General features: G+C 66.2%; 18 protein-coding genes. 9 read left to right on the plus strand and 9 right to left on the minus strand.

Annotation, left to right across the window (positions count from 1 at the left end; genetic code table 11):
• Nucleotides 1-404: 404 nt before the first annotated feature.
• Entirely contained in the window at nt 405-1,148 is a 744-nt protein-coding gene (locus E6J58_04020) for a hypothetical protein (GenBank protein TMB40880.1), read from the minus strand.
• Nucleotides 1,149-1,163: 15 nt separating this feature from the next.
• Nucleotides 1,164-1,745 carry an RNA polymerase sigma factor gene (locus E6J58_04025; GenBank protein TMB40881.1) on the minus strand — a complete coding sequence of 194 codons (582 nt, stop codon included), beginning with the start codon at nt 1,743-1,745 and terminating at the stop codon, nt 1,164-1,166.
• A gap of 264 nt (nt 1,746-2,009) precedes the next feature.
• Between E6J58_04025 and E6J58_04030 the strand changes: the two genes are divergently transcribed.
• From E6J58_04030 to E6J58_04040, 3 genes are all read left to right on the plus strand, one after another.
• Nucleotides 2,010-2,312 carry a hypothetical protein gene (locus E6J58_04030; protein TMB41065.1) on the plus strand — a complete coding sequence of 101 codons (303 nt, stop codon included), beginning with the start codon at nt 2,010-2,012 and terminating at the stop codon, nt 2,310-2,312.
• A gap of 42 nt (nt 2,313-2,354) precedes the next feature.
• Complete coding sequence (locus tag E6J58_04035; protein TMB40882.1) at nt 2,355-3,695, plus strand: tannase/feruloyl esterase family alpha/beta hydrolase; 1,341 nt, start codon at nt 2,355-2,357, stop codon at nt 3,693-3,695.
• Between the two features lie 181 nt (nt 3,696-3,876).
• Nucleotides 3,877-4,398, plus strand: a complete 522-nt coding sequence (locus E6J58_04040; protein ID TMB41066.1) for a hypothetical protein — start codon at nt 3,877-3,879, stop codon at nt 4,396-4,398.
• Here the strand turns inward: E6J58_04040 and E6J58_04045 are convergent.
• The 4 genes from E6J58_04045 to E6J58_04060 all read right to left on the minus strand — a co-directional run bounded on the left by E6J58_04045 (nt 4,292) and on the right by E6J58_04060 (nt 8,937).
• On the minus strand, nt 4,292-5,125 hold the full coding sequence (locus E6J58_04045; GenBank protein TMB40883.1) for a hypothetical protein: 834 nt from the start codon (nt 5,123-5,125) through the stop codon (nt 4,292-4,294). The two genes, E6J58_04040 and E6J58_04045, sit on opposite strands and share 107 nt — an antisense overlap.
• A 5-nt stretch (nt 5,126-5,130) precedes the next feature.
• Nucleotides 5,131-5,610, minus strand: a complete 480-nt coding sequence (locus E6J58_04050) for a hypothetical protein (GenBank protein TMB40884.1) — start codon at nt 5,608-5,610, stop codon at nt 5,131-5,133.
• A gap of 6 nt (nt 5,611-5,616) precedes the next feature.
• A complete protein-coding gene (locus tag E6J58_04055; GenBank protein TMB40885.1) occupies nt 5,617-7,155 on the minus strand; it encodes a hypothetical protein in 1,539 nt (512 codons plus the stop codon).
• A 69-nt stretch (nt 7,156-7,224) separates the two neighbouring features.
• Nucleotides 7,225-8,937 (minus strand): tetratricopeptide repeat protein, encoded by a 1,713-nt coding sequence (locus E6J58_04060; protein TMB40886.1) that lies wholly within the window; start codon nt 8,935-8,937, stop codon nt 7,225-7,227.
• 86 nt (nt 8,938-9,023) lie between these two features.
• Here E6J58_04060 and E6J58_04065 point away from each other — a divergent pair, with 86 nt between their 5' ends.
• Entirely contained in the window at nt 9,024-10,721 is a 1,698-nt protein-coding gene (locus E6J58_04065) for a DUF885 domain-containing protein (protein TMB40887.1), read from the plus strand.
• Here the strand turns inward: E6J58_04065 and E6J58_04070 are convergent.
• Nucleotides 10,718-12,244 carry a cardiolipin synthase B gene (locus E6J58_04070; protein TMB40888.1) on the minus strand — a complete coding sequence of 509 codons (1,527 nt, stop codon included), beginning with the start codon at nt 12,242-12,244 and terminating at the stop codon, nt 10,718-10,720. The genes E6J58_04065 and E6J58_04070 overlap by 4 nt on opposite strands.
• Between E6J58_04070 and E6J58_04075 the strand changes: the two genes are divergently transcribed.
• Nucleotides 11,666-12,871 (plus strand): hypothetical protein, encoded by a 1,206-nt coding sequence (locus E6J58_04075; protein ID TMB41067.1) that lies wholly within the window; start codon nt 11,666-11,668, stop codon nt 12,869-12,871. The genes E6J58_04070 and E6J58_04075 overlap by 579 nt on opposite strands.
• A 218-nt stretch (nt 12,872-13,089) precedes the next feature.
• Nucleotides 13,090-13,623, plus strand: coding sequence for a hypothetical protein (locus tag E6J58_04080; GenBank protein TMB40889.1), 534 nt, complete (start codon nt 13,090-13,092; stop codon nt 13,621-13,623).
• A gap of 6 nt (nt 13,624-13,629) precedes the next feature.
• On the opposite strand, the gene E6J58_04085 is transcribed toward E6J58_04080, so the two are convergent.
• Nucleotides 13,630-15,471, minus strand: coding sequence for an exo-alpha-sialidase (locus E6J58_04085; protein ID TMB40890.1), 1,842 nt, complete (start codon nt 15,469-15,471; stop codon nt 13,630-13,632).
• A gap of 197 nt (nt 15,472-15,668) precedes the next feature.
• Between E6J58_04085 and E6J58_04090 the strand changes: the two genes are divergently transcribed.
• Genes E6J58_04090 through E6J58_04100 form a run of 3 tightly spaced genes read left to right on the plus strand, consistent with a single transcriptional unit; the run spans nt 15,669 to nt 17,790 of the window.
• Nucleotides 15,669-15,971: a winged helix-turn-helix transcriptional regulator gene (locus E6J58_04090; GenBank protein TMB40891.1), complete on the plus strand. Its 303-nt coding sequence runs from the start codon at nt 15,669-15,671 to the stop codon at nt 15,969-15,971.
• The gene (locus tag E6J58_04095) at nt 15,958-16,899 is read left to right on the plus strand and encodes a threonine/serine dehydratase (GenBank protein TMB40892.1); all 942 of its coding nucleotides are present in this window, start codon (nt 15,958-15,960) and stop codon (nt 16,897-16,899) included. The genes E6J58_04090 and E6J58_04095 overlap by 14 nt, the downstream gene beginning before the upstream one ends.
• Nucleotides 16,900-16,911: 12 nt before the next feature.
• A complete protein-coding gene (locus E6J58_04100; GenBank protein ID TMB40893.1) occupies nt 16,912-17,790 on the plus strand; it encodes a hypothetical protein in 879 nt (292 codons plus the stop codon).
• On the opposite strand, the gene E6J58_04105 is transcribed toward E6J58_04100, so the two are convergent.
• Nucleotides 17,774-19,456: a glutamine--tRNA ligase/YqeY domain fusion protein gene (locus tag E6J58_04105; GenBank protein TMB40894.1), complete on the minus strand. Its 1,683-nt coding sequence runs from the start codon at nt 19,454-19,456 to the stop codon at nt 17,774-17,776. The genes E6J58_04100 and E6J58_04105 overlap by 17 nt on opposite strands.
• Nucleotides 19,457-19,479: the final 23 nt, after the last annotated feature.

The following is a 19,479-nucleotide window of genomic DNA, read 5'->3' on the forward strand; positions in this document are numbered from 1 at the left end:
CGGACCTGATCGGAGGCGGTGATGGTCACCGCGAGCATCGGGTCGCTGGAAAGCTCCGGGGTTTCAGGCGGATAAACCGTGCGGATGACCGCTGAGCCCCCGATCATCAGGGCGGTACCTGCTGCTTCCGGCGCGCCGAGCATTACGATTCCGACCCCTCCAAAGTCAGGGCCAAGCTGGTCGACGATGATCGGCGTAGGGTCGTTGGGGACGGCTGGACGCACCCTCAGCTGCAGGATCCGACTGGGGAGCACGGGCACGCAATAGGTGCCATCGTCGGCAAGCGCAATCGACGGCACCGCCAAAGCCGCCAGCGCAAGGATCGCCGCGATCGAACGATCACGCGACCGATGCATTGGCTGCTTCGTCACCATGGTGCGCATCTTTCCCCCTTGGTGCCGCGACTACTTGCTGACGCTGAAGCGCTGCTTGCCGGACCACGCCACCGCCTTGCCGGCCCCATCTTTCGCGACCACCTCCCAGAGCAGCGGCTTTCCAGGAATGATCCGCGCCCGGAGCACCTGGGGCAAGGCGATGCTCGCATCGCGGGTCTCGGCGCTCCACAGCGCGACGTGATCGACTTCCATCACCTGGACGGAATAGGACGTGGCGTCGGTCTGCGGCTCCCAGCGCAGCTCGTCAGGCGCCGTGTGGAGATCTCCGGCAGGAGAGAGGATCGTGATTCCGGCTGACCGCAGGATGGTGGGCGCGGCCGGCGAGGGCTGCCTGAGCTCCGGTGCGTGGCGCTCCCGCACTCCGATGGTCATGGCCGCGCCAAGCGCCGCGGCCGCCAGGGCGAATCCACCGAGATTCAGGCCCTTGGCTACGGAGCGCCGGGGCAGCTCGGCGCTCTGGCGGGCTTGCAACGGTGAAGGCCCTCCGATCGTCTCCGCCTCCAGACGCGTCGAGATCCAACGCACCGTGCGCTCCTCGTCGGGCCTGGGAGCGGCGTTCTCGAAGTAATTCAACAGCGTCAGCTCGGTCTGGCAACGCGGGCAGCCCGACAGGTGATCCCGCAGTCGCGCAGCTGCGGGCTCCGCGAGCGACCCTTCGCCCAGACTGGTCAGTTCGAACGGAGTCGCACAGACGTCGGAAGGCGACAAGGCCTTCGTCAGCAGCGAGCGTTCCCGCGATCTCGGTTCTGCCATGTCCGTTCTCCCTTGCTACGCCGTCAGCTTCTCGCTCGCTCGCCATCGCTGCAGGGCGCGGGCCAGCTTGCGTCTCGCGCTGACGAGGTACGCCTTCGCGCCACTCGCGTTCTGCAGCCCGAGCAGGCGGGTGATGGTCTGCAGCGGCACGTCGTCGCCGTAGTGCAGCGTGAAAACGCGCTTCTCGATCTCGTTGAGCTCGCGATCCAGGAGAGCGCGCGCGGCCTGCACCGAGGAGTGCAACTCGAACAATCGCTCCGGGCGCGATTCCGGATCGTCGGGCAGCGCCTCAGCGGCCTTGTCGTCCAGCGCATTGTCGAGCGGGGAGCGCGATCTGAGATAGTTCAGGCACTCGCTTCGGGTGATCGAGTAGAGCCAGGTCGATACTCTCGACTCTCCCCGAAAGGCCTCGAGATGGCGCTGCGCCTTCACGAACACTGCCTGCGCGAGGTCGTGGGCTTCCTCGCGGTTCCCGGCAACCCGAAGGCACCAGGTCACCACCCGTGTGTAGTGCCGGCGGAAGAGCTCCTGAAGCCAGATGCTCCCCCCACCGCCACCCTCAGCGAGGTGGTTCGCAACCAGATCTGAATCCGACATCGCTTCCAGAACGCCTCCATCATCGAAGGCTGAGACACGCGGCCAGTTGGGCGTGGATCAAGATCTGTTTGCGAACCCCCGCGTGCCAGAGTCGGCGACCTGCTTGAGAGTTGTCTACTCCGACCAAGTTGGAGGTACAAGTCTGTCGAGTCGATTCCTGTTCCCTGCGGTCTGGCACGGTTGAGTCATTGACGGCTGGGCTAGGTAGATCATCGATTTCAGGCAGCCGTCGATCGTCCGGAACGGGATGCGCGATAATGGGTCCTGACGCAGTCTGGTGCGGTAGCGACGAGTCAGAGCGATGCCGAGCCCTCGGCGGAGCTGATCGGCATCCTGCTCGACGCAGGAGCCGACGTTAACGCGCGCACCAGTCAAGGGAACACGCCGCTCCACATCGCCGCGTACAAGGGCTACGCCGGCACGGTACGCTTGCTCCTCGCGCGGGGCGCCATCCGCACTGCCAGGAACGCCGCCGACAGCGCTCCAATTCGAGATGCGTGTAGTTCGTCTTGTAAAAGTGCTGCGCCATCATCTCCGTGCGCCGCCGACCGGCGCGGCGCGGCGTGACAGGCCCAGGCGTTGTGCTAGGTCGTTCGTCGCACGAGAGCGATGGGGGGCCCACCGAACCTCGCTCAATGTCGTTCACGCTGGGAGGATCGCATGACCGGTCATCGGTTCAGGATCTCCATTGTCCGATTCATCGCTTCTTACTTCATCGCGGTAGCGATCGCGGCGTTCGCCACGAGCGCGCGGGCGCAAGCCAACATCGATGTCGACGAGCGCCGCACGACGCCGGTGCCCCACCGCTACATCCACGGCATCCTCGGCGACGCGAAATTCCAGATCGCCCTGCCGGACAATTGGAACGGAGAGTTCGCCATGGGCGCGCGCGGATTCTCGGGCGACGAGAACGCCTCGGGCGCCTTCAAGACGGTGGGACTGCAGAAGGGCTACGCGTACGCCCTCAGCGATCAGGGCTGGAACCGCTTCACCATCATCGATCAGCCCGAGGACAAGTACTACGAGTCGAGGCGCCGGATCCTGCAGCTCACGCAGTACACGAAGGCCCTGATCAGCCGCTACTACGGGAAGCCAGCGCGGCGCACGTTCATGGTGGGTGGCTCGAACGGCGGCCACAACACCAAGATGATGGTGGAGGACTACCCGGAGGAATACGACGGCGGCCTCGCGGGGTACGGCATCACCTCGCACATCGAGTGGATGGGCTCGAACACGAGGTTCGTCCGCAACTTCGACGTCATCGCATCGCGCATCGACGACATCATCGCCAAGCGGACCGCCAGGCCGAACTGGGATCCGGCGACCACTCCGCTCAGTCCCCCGCTCACTCCGGACCAACTCCAGGCGCTGCTCAACATCTACAACATGCCGGCGCATGTGGGCGGCCTGGCCTTCAACATCGGGCGTGTACCGGGATCCGAGTACAGGTGGCCGCCGGCCTCGGCGAAATGGCCGCTCGGCTCGTACACCGCGATCCTCGGGTACGCGACGACCTCGGTCGCGAAGTTCGACCGGTTCTACGACCCGAACGGCGACGGCGTCCTCTCGCTCGACGAGATCAAGGCATGGGATCCGAACCTGAGCCCGCCCCCGGTCGCGAACGACTTGCGCAGGTTCGACAATACCGGGGACCTGCAGCACCCCATCATCATCGGTCACGGCTCGCATGATCCCATCGTCTCGCCGGGCGAGACCTTGGTGTACAAGCGCCTGGTCGAGGCGCGCTTCGGCGTCGCCGGCGCCCGCAAGCTCCTGGCCGTGTATTTCATCCCGGGCATGGGGCACGGCGGAGCCGAATACGACGCCGCGCTCCCCGCCATGTTCAATGCTCTCGAGGCGTGGGTCGACTACCGCGAGAGCGGCGGCCGCACCGGATCCCCGCCCCCGAACGTCCTGGTGGGCGGGCTGGGTAGCTATCCGCGCAACTGACGAACATCTCCGGGGAACGGCAGATGAGCTGCGGAGTCGTAGCGCTGAGAGGCGCTGCGCTCGAGGTTGAGGTATTGCTCCGCATCCGGAGGACACAATGACGCGTTTCGCTGTCGGACTCTTTGCCGCTGCCGTCCCCGCAATTGCCTTCGCGCAGGCGCCCGCCAATCCGCCCGTGAGAATCCGCGGGACCGTTGAGAAGCTCGACGGGCAGAATCTGACCGTCAAGGACCGCAGCGGGCAGAGCATGAACGTCAAGCTCGCCGACAATTTCGTGGTCGTGGGGATCTTCAAGGGAAGCGTCGCCGACATTGCAAGCGGCAAGTTCATCGGCACCACGACGGTGGGCGAGCGCGATGGTGCGTTGGTCGCGCAGGAAGTGCACATCTTCCCCGAGAACATGCGAGGCACCGGCGAAGGGCATTACGACTGGGATCTCAAGCCCGAGAGCAAGATGACCAACGCGAACGTCGCCAACATCGTCAGCGTGGCGAACGACCGCGTGATGACCGTGCAGTACAAAGGCGGCGAGAAGAAGATCCTCGTCACCAAGGACACGGTCGTCGTCACCTACACCCCCGTCGACAAGAGCGAGCTCAAGCCCGGCGCCCGCGTATTCCTGGTGTCGCAGAAGCAGTCGGATGGAGGCCTGACCGCTGCGCGTGTGAACGTCGGAATGAAGGGCCAGGTGCCGCCGATGTGATCACGCGGCGCCGGCGCCAAACGAAGGCAGCGAGCAACCAGAGGCTCCACCCATCGGCGCCAGCGCTGGCGCAGTGCGATCCGCCAGACGGCGTCGACCCGCCTTGGCCGGCGTCCCGCGTTCCGATTCCGAGGACCCCCTGGATCCGTTCCCAATGCGCCTGGCAGTTGGTCTGCACCGGCGTACAGGTGAGCGGTCCCAACAGCTCCCGGAAGCTCATCACCCGCTGGAACGTCGCACCGTTGTCGTCGCTGGCACCGAGGCTGTAGCCGTCTACCACCAGGTCCGTGCAGCCGTAGATGCGCGTGGTTCCGGGACGCTGGCCGAGACAGCGCAGGTGCGGAGCGTCCTGCACCGTGAATGCGATCGCGTTCGGCTTGCGGATGTACAGCTTGCCGCTGCGCGTGGCCGCGTACAGTGTGCCGTCGCTCGCGCGCAAGAACGAGGAGAGTGGGGCCTCGGTGGAGTCCAGGATGGTCTGGAAAGTCTGCCCGCCGTCGAGCGTGACCCTGATGGAGTCGGAGACAGCCCCGACGATGCGCAGGTAGACCTTCTTCTCGTCATCCGGGTCCACGGCGAGGATCCGCGGCTCCGTCGCGGGGTCGAGCGGGAACGTCTTCGCGATGCCGGGCGTCGTGAACCGGTCGGAGCTGGCCACGAACGTCCCCGAACTGCTCGAAAACGAGGTCGCGTACGCGGCCCCCGGCTTGGACCGCGCGATTTCCACGCCCGTCAGGATCTGCTGAGTTTCGTAGAGATGGGGCGCATCGAAGGTCTTGCCGCCGTCGTGCGAGGCGACCATGTAGCTGCCGGTCGGCGTCTCGGATCGGGAAAGAAATCCGCCACGAGCTGGTCGGTGATCGAGCCTGTGGACGACGGCCAGGTACACGCGACGTCGCTCGAGCGCGTCATGTTCCTGATAGCGCCCGCGTCCGCGAGGAGGGCGCCGTCCGCGGTGAGGTTGTAGAAGCTGACGCTGGCGAACGCGAGCGCCGCGTTGGATCCCGCGACCACCCACGGCTCGCAACTGTAGCGCCAGGTCAGCCCGTCATCCTCGGAGACGAGCAGGCCGAAGTTGGCTCCGATGAAGATCCTGTGGGGAGAGCTGACTGGAAAATGGATGCTGAACTCGTCGGGAAAGGCGCCGTCCGCGTGCACAGCGCTGACGGCGCCGATCGCGATCGCCGCAAAGACCACGGTCTCCGCGCGCAAGGACCCTCACGGGAGGAGCTGTGACAGCGGCTTCGTGAATTTCACGATCATGAACCCGTTGTCCTGCCCTGCGAACCAGAGATAGTTCTCGGAGCCGATGGTGCGGAAGCGCACGTTGGCCGAGACGCGGTCGGTGGTCCGGTCCTTTCCGCCGTAATCGGTCCACAAGGAGGACCCCGGCAGCGTCTTGGTCCGTTGTGCGGGCGGCTTGTAGTACGCGATCTCCTTCGGAAGATACGGATTGCGGACGTCGAAGACGCGCAGCCCGGCTCCCCAATAGCCGCACGCCATGATCTTCGGATCCGTCCTGGAGTCGGGGGTGCAGTAATGGGCGGAGTATCCGTAGTTGTCGAGATCGGCGGTGTCCGTCGGGTAGTCGCCCACGTACTGGTGACACAGCGACGCGTCGTTGACCTCCAGCATCAGCTTGGCGACGAGCTTCGGATTCTTGTCGTCGCTGATGTCGATGATTCGGGCGAACCCGAATACGTTCAGCCCTTTCGAGCATGAATCCTGCCGGCCAGCCGCGGGAGAGGCGAGCTTGCTGGTTCCGGTCTCGTCCGTGAAGATGATGTGCGGCTTTCCACCCCATGTGACGGGGATCGACTGCTGCGCGACGCCACCGTCGTCCCAGTAGAAGGCGCTGACGAACTTGGGCTGCGCCGTGGCGACACGCTTCTGGATGTCGCTCGTGTCGAGGATCACCAACCCATTGGGCCCGGGCAGGCCGAAGGGAACGAAGTTTCCCCAGTGCGTCAGATAGGCGCGATTCCCGTCGTTGCTGATGGAGATGTCGTGCGTCTCGTTGATGTCGCCGGCGCCATGCCAGAGCAGCTTCGGCACTTTCGGATCGCTGATGTCCATCGCGGTGAATCCGGTGCCGCCGGCGCCGGTGCCGTAGTACGTCATGCCATCGGGGGCAAAGTCGCCCGCATGCCCCGTGTGCCCCGGAACATCTACGTCCGAGAGCAGCGTCGGATGGGCGCAGTCGGACGAGATGTCGTAGAAGGCGAACTGCCGATCCGTGGGCTGGGAAGGCCCGAACCCGGGACCCTTGGTGGCCCCGAGCAGCTTGCGCGGCTCGTTCACCTTCAAGGACTCCCACGGGTCGATCATCGCCCTGGCGTTCAGGTAGGTGGTGACTTTCGGGCTTGCAGGGTTGGAGGCGTCCACCACGGGGACCCCGGGGTGCGTCTTCGTTGGGTTGTTGTAGGTACCGAAGTAAGCGCAGTCGTTGAACCAGGTGAGCTGCCACTGGGCGCCCTCTTCCTGGATCTGGCTGACCAGCTGGAGGTTGCAGTTGTATGCCGTCTCCGAAGCGCTCGGATGACCCGTCCGCTCCGCCAACGTCGTCTGACCCTGCAGCCCCGTTTCGACGCGGTCGCTCGCGCCGCACAGGGCCTTGGGCACCGGCCGCGTCCATGCGGCCGGAGAGCTGCTCCCGCCGCAAGTGACGATGAACGGCACGAGCGCGAGCAACGGCATGAAAATGGCTGGTCTGCGCAATCCGACCGTCACCGGACCATACGCCGAGCGGTTCCGCATGGCAGATGTCCTTTCCGTCGAAGCGCTGCCTATCCGGGCCGCGACCGTGCAAGGTCGGTCATCACAAAGTCAAGGAGCGCTGCGTCGAGGCGCGTCTCGCATCAGACGAAGGGCTTCGAACCGCTCCGCGAAGGGTCGCTTCGAATCGAGCGCGGCCTTCAGCTCGGTGCGCGCGAGTTCCGTCTTGTTTTCGCGGGCGTAGATCGCCGCGAGATGGTAATGCGGGCTTGGCTCATCCGGCGCGCCGTTCACGGCGGCTTCCAGCGAGGCGCGGCCGCGGGTCGGATCGCCGGCGCGGTACAGCGCCCATCCCAACCCATCGAGAAGCAAGGGATCGGAAGGGTGATCCGAACGCAAATGCTGCAGGAGCTGCAGCAACCGCCGCGACGATGCGCCATTCTCGTCCTCGGAAGCAAGCAATCCGGCGAGCTTGTACTCGACGACGTCCAGGTCCGGTCTCCGCGAGAGAACCTCCTCATAGATCCGGATAGCCTCCTTCGAGTTGCCGAGTTGAGCGCTCACTTGTGCCGCCATGATCTGGAGATCGGGATCGCGCGGGAACCGATCGAGCGCTTGTTGCAAGAGGCTCATCGCCTCGGCACTGCGATCGACTTCCAGGTAGTAATCCGCAAGATGTTGCCAGGGCACCGACGAATCCGGTTGCAACACGAGGCCGCGCCGGAGCGCGGCCTCCGCGGCGGCCGGATCGCGAGCATCCACGAAAGCGTGAGCAGCCAGATAGCGCGCAAACGCGAACCCGCGGTCGCGTTCCGCAAGGCCCATCAACCGTTCACCGGCAAACGCGGCGCCGCTCTTGCGCGACCAGGCCTTCGCCAAAGCGGTGGCGATCACGGGGGAACGCGGCGCCGACTTCAGTGACTCGGACAGGTATCGTTCCGCTTCGCCGGCGTGGCCTTGTGCAAGCTCGACGATGCCCGTGAGGAAGGGACCAAATGCCGTGTCGGGATATCCCTGCCGAGCAGAGTCGACGATGCGTTGCGCCGCGGCCCAATTCTGTTGCCGCATCTCGATTTCGAGCGCCTGCCGGATCTGTGCGAGCCGTCCTGGCCAGTGCTCGCGCGCGACGGACGCAAATCGGTTGCCGGTCGACTGCGTCTCGGCGCGAAAGCGGGTCGAAGGGATCGGCCCCAATCTCCCAACGGATTCCTGAAATCGACCATCCGCGGCTTCGGGTTCAGCGCGCGCCGCCGCGCTCCGCACGAGCAACGCCCGAGCCGCAGCGTCCTGGGGCGCTTCCGCTACCGCCGTCTGGGCATCGACGTGGGCGCCATGGTAGCGACCGACGCGGAAACGGATCTCGCCTCGAAGCAAGTGCGCATCGGCACGCGTCGGCGCTGCCGCGATCGCCTTGTCCAGGGCGGCCTCGGGCGCATCGTGCAAACCGCCTTTCACCATCAGGTCGGCAATCCCGATCCAGCCGTTTGGATCTTGCGGTTGCATCTCGGTGAGGGTCTGAAATTCCAGGAAGGCGACCTCCCGGTTTCCCAGACCGAGCTCCATCGTAGCGAGCTGGGTGCGCGCCTCGGCATTGCCTGGCTCCAAGCCGAGTGCCTCGTGCAGCTCGCGCCGAGCCTGATCGAGCTCCCGCGCTGCCAGATGTGTCCGGGCGCGCTCGAGGCTGCTCGCCAGGCGGCGCTCTGACATGAATCGCGACGAGAGGAACCGAGGCAGTCCCACCGCGGCAGCGAGGATCAGGCACAATGCGATCCATCCCCGCAGCTTCAGCCGATCGCGAAGAAAGCGGATCGATCGGAACGTCATCGAGAAAGCTGCTTTCCGGTTGAGATATCCGACGCTTCTACTGCGGCAGGTCTTCGGCCGTCCACCGGAGCGCTAGAGTGCGCCGCATGAACCTGATCGTCTGCGCCCTCCTGCTCGCTGCCGCTCCTGCAACCGATGACGCCCGCTTCGACGTGTTCGCACAGAAGTACGTCCAGGAGCTCCTCGACCGCGACCCGGAGACTGCGACGCGCCTCGGTGACCACCGCAACGACGCGCGCCTCGACGATTACAGCGCGAAGGGGGTGGAGCGCGATCTGGCGGCGGCGAAAAGTGGGCTCGCGGAGCTGGCGCGCATCGATCCGAAGAAGCTGTCCGCCGAGGACGCAGTCGATTACCGCATCCTGAAGAACCGGCTCGAGTCACAGGTCTACGAGCTGCAAACGCTGCGAGGGTGGCAGTGGAATCCGCTGCAGTACAACGTCGGTGGCGCGATCTACGCGCTGATCTCACGAGAGTTCGCGCCCCCGGAGCAGGGGCTGCGATCGGTCATCGGGCGCCTGAATGGAGTTCCGGCGGTAGTCGCCGCGGCAAAGGCGAATCTCAAGTCTCCGCCGAAGGTGCATACCGAGACTGCCATCCAGCAGAACAAAGGGACGTCGAAGCTGGTGAAGGAGCAGCTGGAGCCGCTGGTGAAGCAGGCGCCGGGGTTGGAGAAGGAGTTCCGGACGGCGCAGTCGACGGCGCTGGCGGCGCTGGCGGACTACCAGCAGTGGCTGGAGAAGGAGCTGCTGCCGCGCTCCAACGGAGATTTTCGCCTCGGCGACGAGAAGTTCCGCAAGAAGCTGAGGTTCGCTCTCGATTCCGACCTGTCGAAAGAGGAGATCCTCCACCGCGCGGAAGCCGACCTCAAGTCGACGCGGTCGGCGATGTACTTCACCGCGATGCAGATGTGGCCGAAGCTGTTTCCGGAGAAGCCGCCGCCGGCGGATCAGGGCGCCGCGATCAAGGCCGTCCTCGACGAGGCGGCGAAGAAGCACCCGAACAACGACACCGTCATTCCGCAGGCGACCAAGGCGCTGGCCCAGACCACCGCGTTCGTGAAGGAGAAAGGCTTCGTCACGGTGCTCGAGGAACCGCTGGACATCGTCGCCACACCGGAGTTCCAGCGGGGAGTCGCGGTCGCATCCTGCAGCCCGGCGGGACCCCTGGAGAAGAACAAGAAGACTTTCTATTACATCTCTCCCACGCCGGAGGACTGGACGCCGGAGCGCGTGGACTCCTTCTTCCGCGAGTACAACGATTCCATGCTGCAGGAGATCACCATCCACGAGGCGATGCCGGGCCATTATCTCCAACTGGCGCATGCGAATCGCTTCCGGGCGCCGACGTTGGTGCGCGGCGTGGTCTTTTCCGGCACGTTCGTGGAAGGCTGGGCGACGTACGCGGAGCAGTTGATGGCGGACGCCGGGTACGGCGGAGCGGACGTTCGCATGCAGCAGCTGAAGATGCGCTTGCGGATGATCCTCAACGCCATCATCGACCAGAAGATCCACACCGAAGGGATGAGCGAGAAGGAAGCGATCGCGCGGATGATGAACGACGGCTACCAGGAGGAGGGCGAGGCCGTGGGGAAGTGGAAGCGCGCCCAGCTCACCTCCACGCAGCTCTCCACGTATTACGTCGGCAATGCGGAGATGAACGACATCCGCACGGCCTGGGAGAAGAACCACGGCAAGTATCCCGACCTGCGCGCGCTGCACGATGCGATGCTTTCCTTCGGCAACGCCGCGCCGAAGTACGTCAGGGAACGATTGGGAATCTAGCGCGTGGTCACACGCGCTTTCGACGACCCGACTTCCTTCGAGAGGGCCAGGTCCTCGAGGAACACGGCGGCCTCGCGCTGGGCGAGGTTCTCGTCGACGACGACGACGGTGCCCTCGTTCAGCTTGTTCAGCGACAGTGCGTCGAGATTCGTCGATCCCACCGCCGTGATGCGCTCGTCGACCACCATGAACTTCGAATGCATCATCGTCGGACCGTACTCGTATGCCTTGACTCCTGCGCCGACGAGCTGATCCATCCTGGCCCGCTGCTGCGACAGATACGCTTTGGTATCCGTACGCTCGCCGGCAGCCAGGACGCGAACGTCGACTCCCTCGCGCGCCTTGCGCATGAGGAGATCGAGGATCGGAACCGATGGCACGAAGTAGGCGTTGCTGATCCAAAGGCGCTTGCGCGCGGCTCCGATCAGGAGCTGCGTCAGACGATCGCTCCTGGTCGCCACGCTGTTCTCGCTGCTGCTCACGAAAGCGGCGAGCGACCGGCCGGCATCCTCCGAAGCCGGAAACGTGTCGCGGGGCAGCAGGGTCCTGGTCGCTTCCTCCCAGCTCTCCGCGAAGGCCTGCTGCATCTCCAGCACGGCGGGTCCACGCACGAGCAGGTTGGAGTCGCGCCACTGCGGCGGCTGGTCCGTGCGGCCGTCGCCGTCCCATTTGTCGTCGATGCCGAACCCGCCGGTGATTCCGACGCGCCCGTCGAGGATGAACATCTTCCGGTGCTCGCGGGCCGCGTCGTCCTGCCCAGGAATGGGACGGAAACGATGCGTCGCGCATCCGATGCCCTCGAGCTGCTTCTGCACGTTCGCGAAATTGGGGCTTCCCAGCGCGTCGACGATCACCCGGCAGGGGACTCCGTCGCGGGTCCTGCCCGCGAGTGCGGTGACGATCCGGCTGGAGACCTTCCCCTCGCTCCAGATGAAGCTCACCACATGGATGCTGCTGCGCGCCCGTGCGATCTCCTCGATGGCGACGTCGAAGACGCGGCCGTTGTTGACCACCTCCACCTGGTTTCCGGGCCGGAGCTGGACGCCTACCGTCTGAAAGAGGGCGTTGTCGAAATCCTGCGGCGCGATTGCCGCTCGATCGAGCCGGAACTCGCCCTTCGGGCTGCTGCGCCCGAAGCAGGCGGCCAGCCAGAGGCATGCGAGAGAAGCGAGCAAGCGCAGCACGTGAACATGGTGCGCACCCGTAATTTCCGCAGCAAGTTGACAGGTATGCGCGAGCTCCTGAACACCGCTTTGCTCGCCAGCCTGCTCGCTGCGTGCGCGAGCCCCCGCCAGGAGCCCGCGGTCCGCGGCCTGCCGAGGGACGACCCGAGCGCGACACTGAGCGTCGTCTGGGTCGGTCACGCGACGGTCCTGATCCGCCTCGGGCACCGATTCGTTCTCACCGACCCGAATCTGAGCGGCTCCATGGTGGTCGTGCCGCGCATCACGCCGCCCTCGCTGACCGCGGACCAACTTCCGCCGGTGCAGTTCGTGTTGCTCTCGCACTTGCACATCGATCACTTCGACCGGCCTACGCTGCGCAAGTTACCGCGCAACACCGAGGTCCTCTTCCCACCCGATGCCGCGAGCTACCTGCACCTGATCCGGCAACAGCGGAAGCAGGCGATGGAGTTCTGGAAGCCGATCGAGCGGGGCGGGTTGAAGATCACCGCGGTCCCGGTGCGACACGCAGGCGGGCGTTTCGTGGTCGATGCGCTGTGGAATCGGTCCTCCGCCGGCTACGTGATCGAAGGCAGCGGCCGGCGCGTGTTCTTCGCCGGGGATACGGGCTACGACGAGAAGATCTTCGCGCAGATCGGGCAACGGTATCCGGGGATCGATCTGGCACTGCTTCCCATCGCTCCCGCCCGCGGTGGCAACCCGAACCACGCCAGTCCGGAAGAGGCCCTCCGCATCTTCCGCGACCTCGGCGCCCGGTACATGGTGCCGATCCATTTCGAGGCGTACCACTCGATGGCGGTGCCTCTGGGCGAGCCGCGCAAGCAACTGGCGCAAGCCGTAGAGAAGAGCGGATTGCAGGGTCGGGTCTTCGCGCTCTACACCGGCGAACGTTGGGTGGAGCCGGACGACGGAGGGCCACCTCGGGTGACGCGCGAGACGCACGCCGCGGATCAAGCCGCCCGATAGTTCTCAGTACACGGTCGTGACCGTCATGTCCTCGCGACCGCTCCAGGTGCCGGAGATGGTCGGCGACGTCCTTTTCGCGGATGGAAACTCGGTCGGACAGTTCACGCGCTGTGGCGGGTCTGCGCAGCAACTCCTCGCGAATCGCCTCTCGTACCGTCCGGGTCCGGTCCACCTTCGCAAGCATGGGGCCGGCCGAACCAGTGTCAACATCACGTGTGATGTCTGTGATGACGGCGGGGCCGGCGCTCAACTCGAGCGCGCTCGACTGGCGCGCGTTCCTGTACCGTCCGGTAGACTGCGGCGCCGTGCTCCTCGCCACCGCTGTCTGCGCGCTGCTCAGTTCCGCCGAGATCTCCGCGGTCCAGGGGGAGGCGCCGATGCGAACCAAGCCCAGCGCGACCGAGAGCCCGGGGCTCGCGGTGGAGCGTTGTTTCTTCGAGCTTCGCTCGTTCCCGAAATCGATCTCGCTCGAAGTCACGCGCGGTCCTGGCGTCCGCGCGCTCTGGCGGAGATCCTTTCACGAGGACCGCGGGGCCGGGCGGCAGGAGGAAGAGGAGAAGGACCAGCCGCCTCCGAGGCCCGTACGCGGGCTCGGCGATGAAGCGTTCTGGGTGGGCACTCCGCGCCTGGGAGGCCTCTACGTGCTTCGGACGGACGCCATGCTCCGCCTGGCCGTGGGCGGAGGGGAAAGCGTCGAGAGCAAGCTGCGAAAGTTGCGGCGGCTCGCGCACAAGGCGCTGCCGCGCCTGTGAGGCGGACTATTTCGGCAGCGTGCCGTCGTAGGCGCGGAACAGCGTCTTGCCGCTCGCCTGCCGCGCGATCGTGGCCAGCGCGTCCTGCGCGCTCGCGGGACCGAACGAGGCGTTCGCGGTGGGGTCGTCGACGCAAGAGCCCGTGCAGCCGTCGGCATAGCCGATCAGCACGCGGCCGATCCTGTCGACGGTGATGTCGTTGAAGTCGAGCAGGTTACGGCAGGGATTGCTGCCGCCGCCATTCCAGATGCAGCCGCGCTGCACTGGATCCGCCGGTGTGATGTCCGCAGTCACCCACGTCTTGCCGGCGTTGTAGGTCGTCGCGACGTAGAGGTGCCAGACGCCGTTGAAGCCGCTCGACTGGTCATCTCCAGGGGTGGGAGTGCCCAGGAAGGCGAACGCAGCGCGGTCGTCGTCGCCGGCGATCACCTCCGCGAACTCGGCATTCTGGATCCCGTAACCGGCGCCCGCGTCGAACGGCTTCGACCAGGTCAGGCCGTGGTCGCGCGAGATGGCGATGTTCGGGTGTCCGTCATAGTTCACGTAGCCGACGTACAGCGTGTTGCTCGCGCCTGCCGCCGCCGAAGGATCTCCGCCTGGCCTGCTGGACTTTGCACGGCTGATGGTGCGGACATTCCACGTCAGGCCGTTGTCGTTGCTGACGACCACCGCCGGCCGCTGCACTCCCGCGGCATCGGTGCAATCCTCGTTCGGAACGTAGGCCGTCCCATCGGGCGAGACGCGGATGTGGCCGTGGAGCCCACCGCACTGGGTGAGGTTGTAGATCGGCACGCCCGGACCGAACGTAAGGCCGCCGTCGTCGCTGCGGGCGCAGACCGCCGTGACGACACCCTGCGAGCAGTAATAGATGGCATGTGGATAGGTCGTGACCGCGGGCTGGGGCGTTGCGAAGTTGCCGCCGCCCAATGTCTGGTGGTCCGGTCCGGCGGGCGTCCCACAGCCCTGCGACAGGAACCAGGTCTCGCCGTCGTCCTCGGTATAGGACGTGGTGCTGCAGGCGCCGTCGAGCTGCGATTCGAACACCCGGCCGGTGCTGCTGTCCGCCCAGAGAATGGGGTCGAGCGAAACGCGGGCGAACGGCGAGCGCTTGTCTGCCCAGGTGACCTTCGCCGGAGAGACGCTGTCATCGAAGATGGCGCGCAGCGTGTGATTGCCGGCCTCGATGAAGGTGGCGCCGGTCTTCCAGTTCACGCCGACGGATGGCTCGCCGGCCCCGTGCGCGCCGTTGGTCGTGGAGCCGAGTGCGGGAGCCATCTGATCGTCCGCCGGGTAGTTGGTATATCTGGCCGCGCTCGGCGGAATGCGCGGAGTAGGCGGGCTGGTGCGCGTGCCGACGGTGAGCGTCGCCGTCGCGTGTGCGGCCGTGGGTACGGGCACCAGCGCGGCGGTCTCGCGGACGTGCCAGACGCCTTCCACGGGATCGCTGACCACGATGTCGGCGTAGCCCGGTCCCGTAACGAGACCATCGGGAGATCCCGGACCGTACTTGGCGCCATTCGGGGCGAAGGCGAACACATCCATGTCGGTGGGCTGGTTGCTGGTCCACTCATAGTGCAGCGTCAACGTGGCCGTGTTGCTTACGTAGAACTGGGCGGCTGGCTGGGGCAGCGTGACGGTGAGATCGTAGTTGTCGCAGAGCCCCGGCGGACAGGCGTCCTCGACGCCGACGTCGGTGAACTGTCCGGCTACGACCGCAGCGAAGTCCCAGACGGCGGTGGTGGTCGAGCTGACCGAGCCGCTCGGCGGAGTGGCGGCGCGCACGTGAGGCGCGACGCAAATGATGACGGAGAGAACGGAGGTCACCAAGGCAGCGAGCGGCTTGTTCATGCGGCGCTCCAGGCGCGAGCCCTGCGGATCCCGGCAATGTAGGGACGCCCCGATCGACCGAAAACCCCGCCAGGGCGACGGACGGGCGCCGGGAGAGCGAGCAGCCTGGGAGATCCCTCGGTGCGCCGGGCGGTGCGGCGCGAAGAGGCCCTTCGCTGTCGCTTGACAATCACTTAGGTACTTAGGAAACTCCCTAAGTGCTTCCCGGCGATCTGGCGGCGGCCCTGGCCAGCGACCGCCGGCTTTCCATTCTCAACTGGCTGAAAAAGCCCCGCGACCACTTTCCGCCCCAGGTCGACGGTGACCTGGTCAAGGACGGAGTGTGCAGCGTCTTCATCGCCAACAAGCTGGGCGTCACCCAGGCGAGCGCGCACGAACACCTCAAGATCCTCGCGCGGCTCGGGCTCATCAGGCCGAAACGGATCAAGCAGTGGACCTTCTATCGCCGCGACGAGAAGCGCATCGCCGAGGCCCGCCGGGTGCTCCGTGAGTCCTTCTAACGTCGGTCGGACCCAGATCGAAGCCACCGAAAAGGTGATCCGGCGATACATCCGGCGCACGCCGATCGTCGAGGTGGAAGGGCGCGACTTCGGCCTCGAGGGCATCACCATCGTCCTCAAGCTCGAGCTGCTGCAGCAATCGGGCTCGTTCAAGGCGCGCGGCGCCTTTGCCAACCTGCTGTTGCGGAGCGTCCCCGCCGCCGGAGTTGTCGCCGCCTCGGGCGGCAACCACGGCGCGGCCGTGGCGCACGCGGCCAAGGAGCTGAAGGTACCTGCGCGCCTCTATGTGCCGCGCATCTCGAATCCAGCGAAGATCGAACGAATCCGCGCTTCCGGCGCGGAGCTGATGCTGGTCGGCGAGCGCTACGCCGATGCGCTCGCCGCGAGCGAGGCGTGGGCCGGGTCGTCCGGCGCCCTGCAGGTGCACGCTTTCGATCAGGACGAGACGTTGATGGGCGCCGGGAGCCTCGGTCTGGAGCTGGAGCAGCAGGCACCCGCGCTCGACGCCGTCCTTGCCGCGGTCGGTGGAGGCGGCCTCATCGGCGGCATCGCCGCCTGGTTTGGCGATCGGGTGAGAATCGTGGGAGTGGAGCCCGAGCTGGCCCCTACGCTCACCCGCGCTCTCGAGGCCGGCAAGCCGGTGGACGCGCCTGCCGGAGGGATCGCCGCCGATTCGCTCGCGCCGCGCCGGGTGGGCGAGAGAGTCTTCCCCATCGCGCAGCGCTACGTGAAGCAGGTCGTCCTCGTCAGCGACGATTCCATCGCGCAAGCGCAGCAGGCTCTGTGGAGCACTCTGCGCGTCGCGGCGGAGCCTGGCGGCGCCGCAGCCCTCGCAGCGTTGCTCTCGCGGCGCTTCGAGGTCCAGACCGGGTCCCGCGTGGCGGTCGTGATCAGCGGCGGAAATACCTCTGCCGTGAACTTCGCCTGAAGGGCAGGAAGCATGGCTTCCCGAATCGAGACTCGCCTTCGAGAGCTGAACCTCATATTGCCCGAGGCAGGCCGCCCGGTCGCGAACTTCGTGCCTTGCGTTCAGGCCGGGTCGCTGCTTTTCGTGTCCGGCCAGATCACGACCTGGAACGGCCAGCTTCGCCACGTCGGCCAGGTCGGCGCTCAGGTGTCCCTCGACGAAGCCCGCGCAGGCGCGCAGCTGTGTGCGCTGAATCTGCTTGCACAGGTGAAGGATTTTCTCGGCAACCTCGATCGCGTCGAGCGCGTCGTCGAAGTGCGCGGGTTCGTGAATGCGGCGCCGGGCTTCACCCAGCAGCCGGCGGTGGTGAACGGAGCCTCCGACCTCTTCGTGGACGTCTTCGGCGAGGCGGGACGTCACGCGCGCTTCGCCGTCGGCGTCGCCTCGCTGCCTGCGGGCGCCGCGGTCGAGGTAGCGGCGACGTTCGCGGTCCGCGAGGTGTCGTCGCGGCGCGTGGACGTCTTCTTCTACGGGCTCTTCATGGACGTCGAGTTGCTGCGCGCGAAAGGAGTCGAGCCGAAAGGCGTCGAGCTGGCGACGGTCGACGGCTTTGCCCTGCGAATCGGCCAGCGCGCGGCGCTCGTTCCCGTCGCCGGCGCCCGGGTGCATGGCGTCGCGATGTCGCTCACGTCCTCCGAGCTGCACCAACTCTATTCGGAGCCGAGCGTCCAGGCGTACAAGCCGCAGGCCGTTCTCGCGCACCTGGCCAGCGGCGCGGTGATCGGCGCGCTTTGCTACAACCTCCCTGAGGCGCCCTCGCCGAGCGAACGGAATGCAGGATATGCCGCCAGGCTCCGCGCCACTGCGGAGAAAGTCGGGCTGCCCGCGGAGTACGTCACTTCCCTCCGATGACCGATGCCTTTCCCCATGTGTCGCGCAGGGGCACGACCAGGTTGAACACGGGCGCGCCGTCCTTCGAGTCCTTGGGATCGGCGAAGTAGTACCCCTTGCGCTCGAACTGGTAGCGCTCTGTCGCCTTCGCCGTCGCCAGCGCGGGCTCGACGCGCGCGCTCTCGATGACCTCTAGCGAACGCGGGTTGAGTTGGGTGCGGAAGTCCGCATCCCCCGCGCCCGGGTTTGCGACATCGAAGAGCCGGTCGTACAGACGCAGCGTCGCCGGTTTCGAGAGCGGTGCCGAGACCCAATGGATGGTGCCGCCGACCTTGCGCCCGTCGGCCGGATTCGCCGAGCGCGTCCCGGGATCGATCGTGGCGCGCAGCTCCTTCACTTCGCCCGTCCGCGAGTCCTTGGTGACGCCGGTGCAGCGCAGGACATAGGCGTGGCGGAGCCGCACTTCCTTGCCGGGCGACAGACGCTTCCAGCCTTTGGCGGGCACCTCCATGAAATCGTCCCGCTCGATGAACAGCTCCCGGGTAAAGGGAAGCTTGCGCGAGCCGGCCGTGGGCGCATCCGCCAGGAACGGCGCCTCGATCTCGTCGACCCTGCCTTCCTCCCAGTTCTCGATCGTTATCTTGAGGGGTCGGTGCACGCAGAGCGCCCTCTTGACGGAAACGTTGAGCAGCTCGCGCAGCGTGTTTTCGAGCAGCTCCACCTCGACGGTACTGTCGGCCTTGGCAACGCCGATCCGATCGCAGAAGAGACGGATCGCTTCGGGCGTGTAACCGCGCCGCCGCAGCCCCGCGATGGTCGGCATGCGCGGGTCGTCCCAGCCGGAGACGAGGCCCTCGGTCACCAGCGCCCCGAGAAGGCGCTTGCTCATCACCGTGTACGTGAGGTTGAGCCGCGCGAACTCGATCTGCCGCGGCTTGTGGGGAACCTGGATCTGCTCCAGGTACCAATCGTAGAGCGGGCGGTGCGCCTCGAACTCGAGGGTGCAGAGCGAATGGGTGACGCCCTCGATGGCATCGGACTGTCCGTGGGCCCAGTCGTAGGTCGGGTAGATGCACCACTTGTCGCCGGTGCGGTCGTGGTGCTCGCGGCGGATCCGGTACATCACCGGATCGCGCAGGTTGAGGTTGGGCGAGCCCATGTCGATCTTCGCGCGCAACGTGCGCGCGCCGTCAGGGAACTCCCCCATTCGCATGCGCCGCAAGAGGTCGAGGTTCTCCTCGGGCGAGCGGTCGCGGAACGGCGAGGGTGTCCCCGGCGTCGTCAAAGAACCGCGGGTCCGCCGCACCTCGTCGGCGCTCTGGTCGTCGACGAACGCCTTTCCTTCGCGCACGAGCTTTTCGGCCCAGTCGTAGAGGCGATCGAAGTAGTCGGCGGCGTGGTACGAGTGCTCGCCCCAGTCGAAGCCGAGCCAGCGGACGTCCTCTTTGATCGACTCGACGAACTCCTGCTCCTCCTTGGCCGGGTTGGTGTCGTCCATCCGGAGATGACAGCGGCCTCCGTAGTCGCGGGCGATGCCGAAGTTGAGGCAGATCGACTTGGCGTGGCCGATGTGGAGGTAGCCGTTGGGCTCCGGCGGAAAGCGGGTGACCACCAGCGAGTGCCTTCCGGCGGCAAGATCGGCGTCGATGATCTGGCGGATGAAGTTGGTCGGACGCGTCTCGTCCATCGCGTGGCGGCTCCCGCTGTCCC

This window comes from Deltaproteobacteria bacterium, assembly GCA_005879535.1.
Taxonomy (GTDB): domain Bacteria; phylum Myxococcota; class Myxococcia; order Myxococcales; family 40CM-4-68-19; genus 40CM-4-68-19.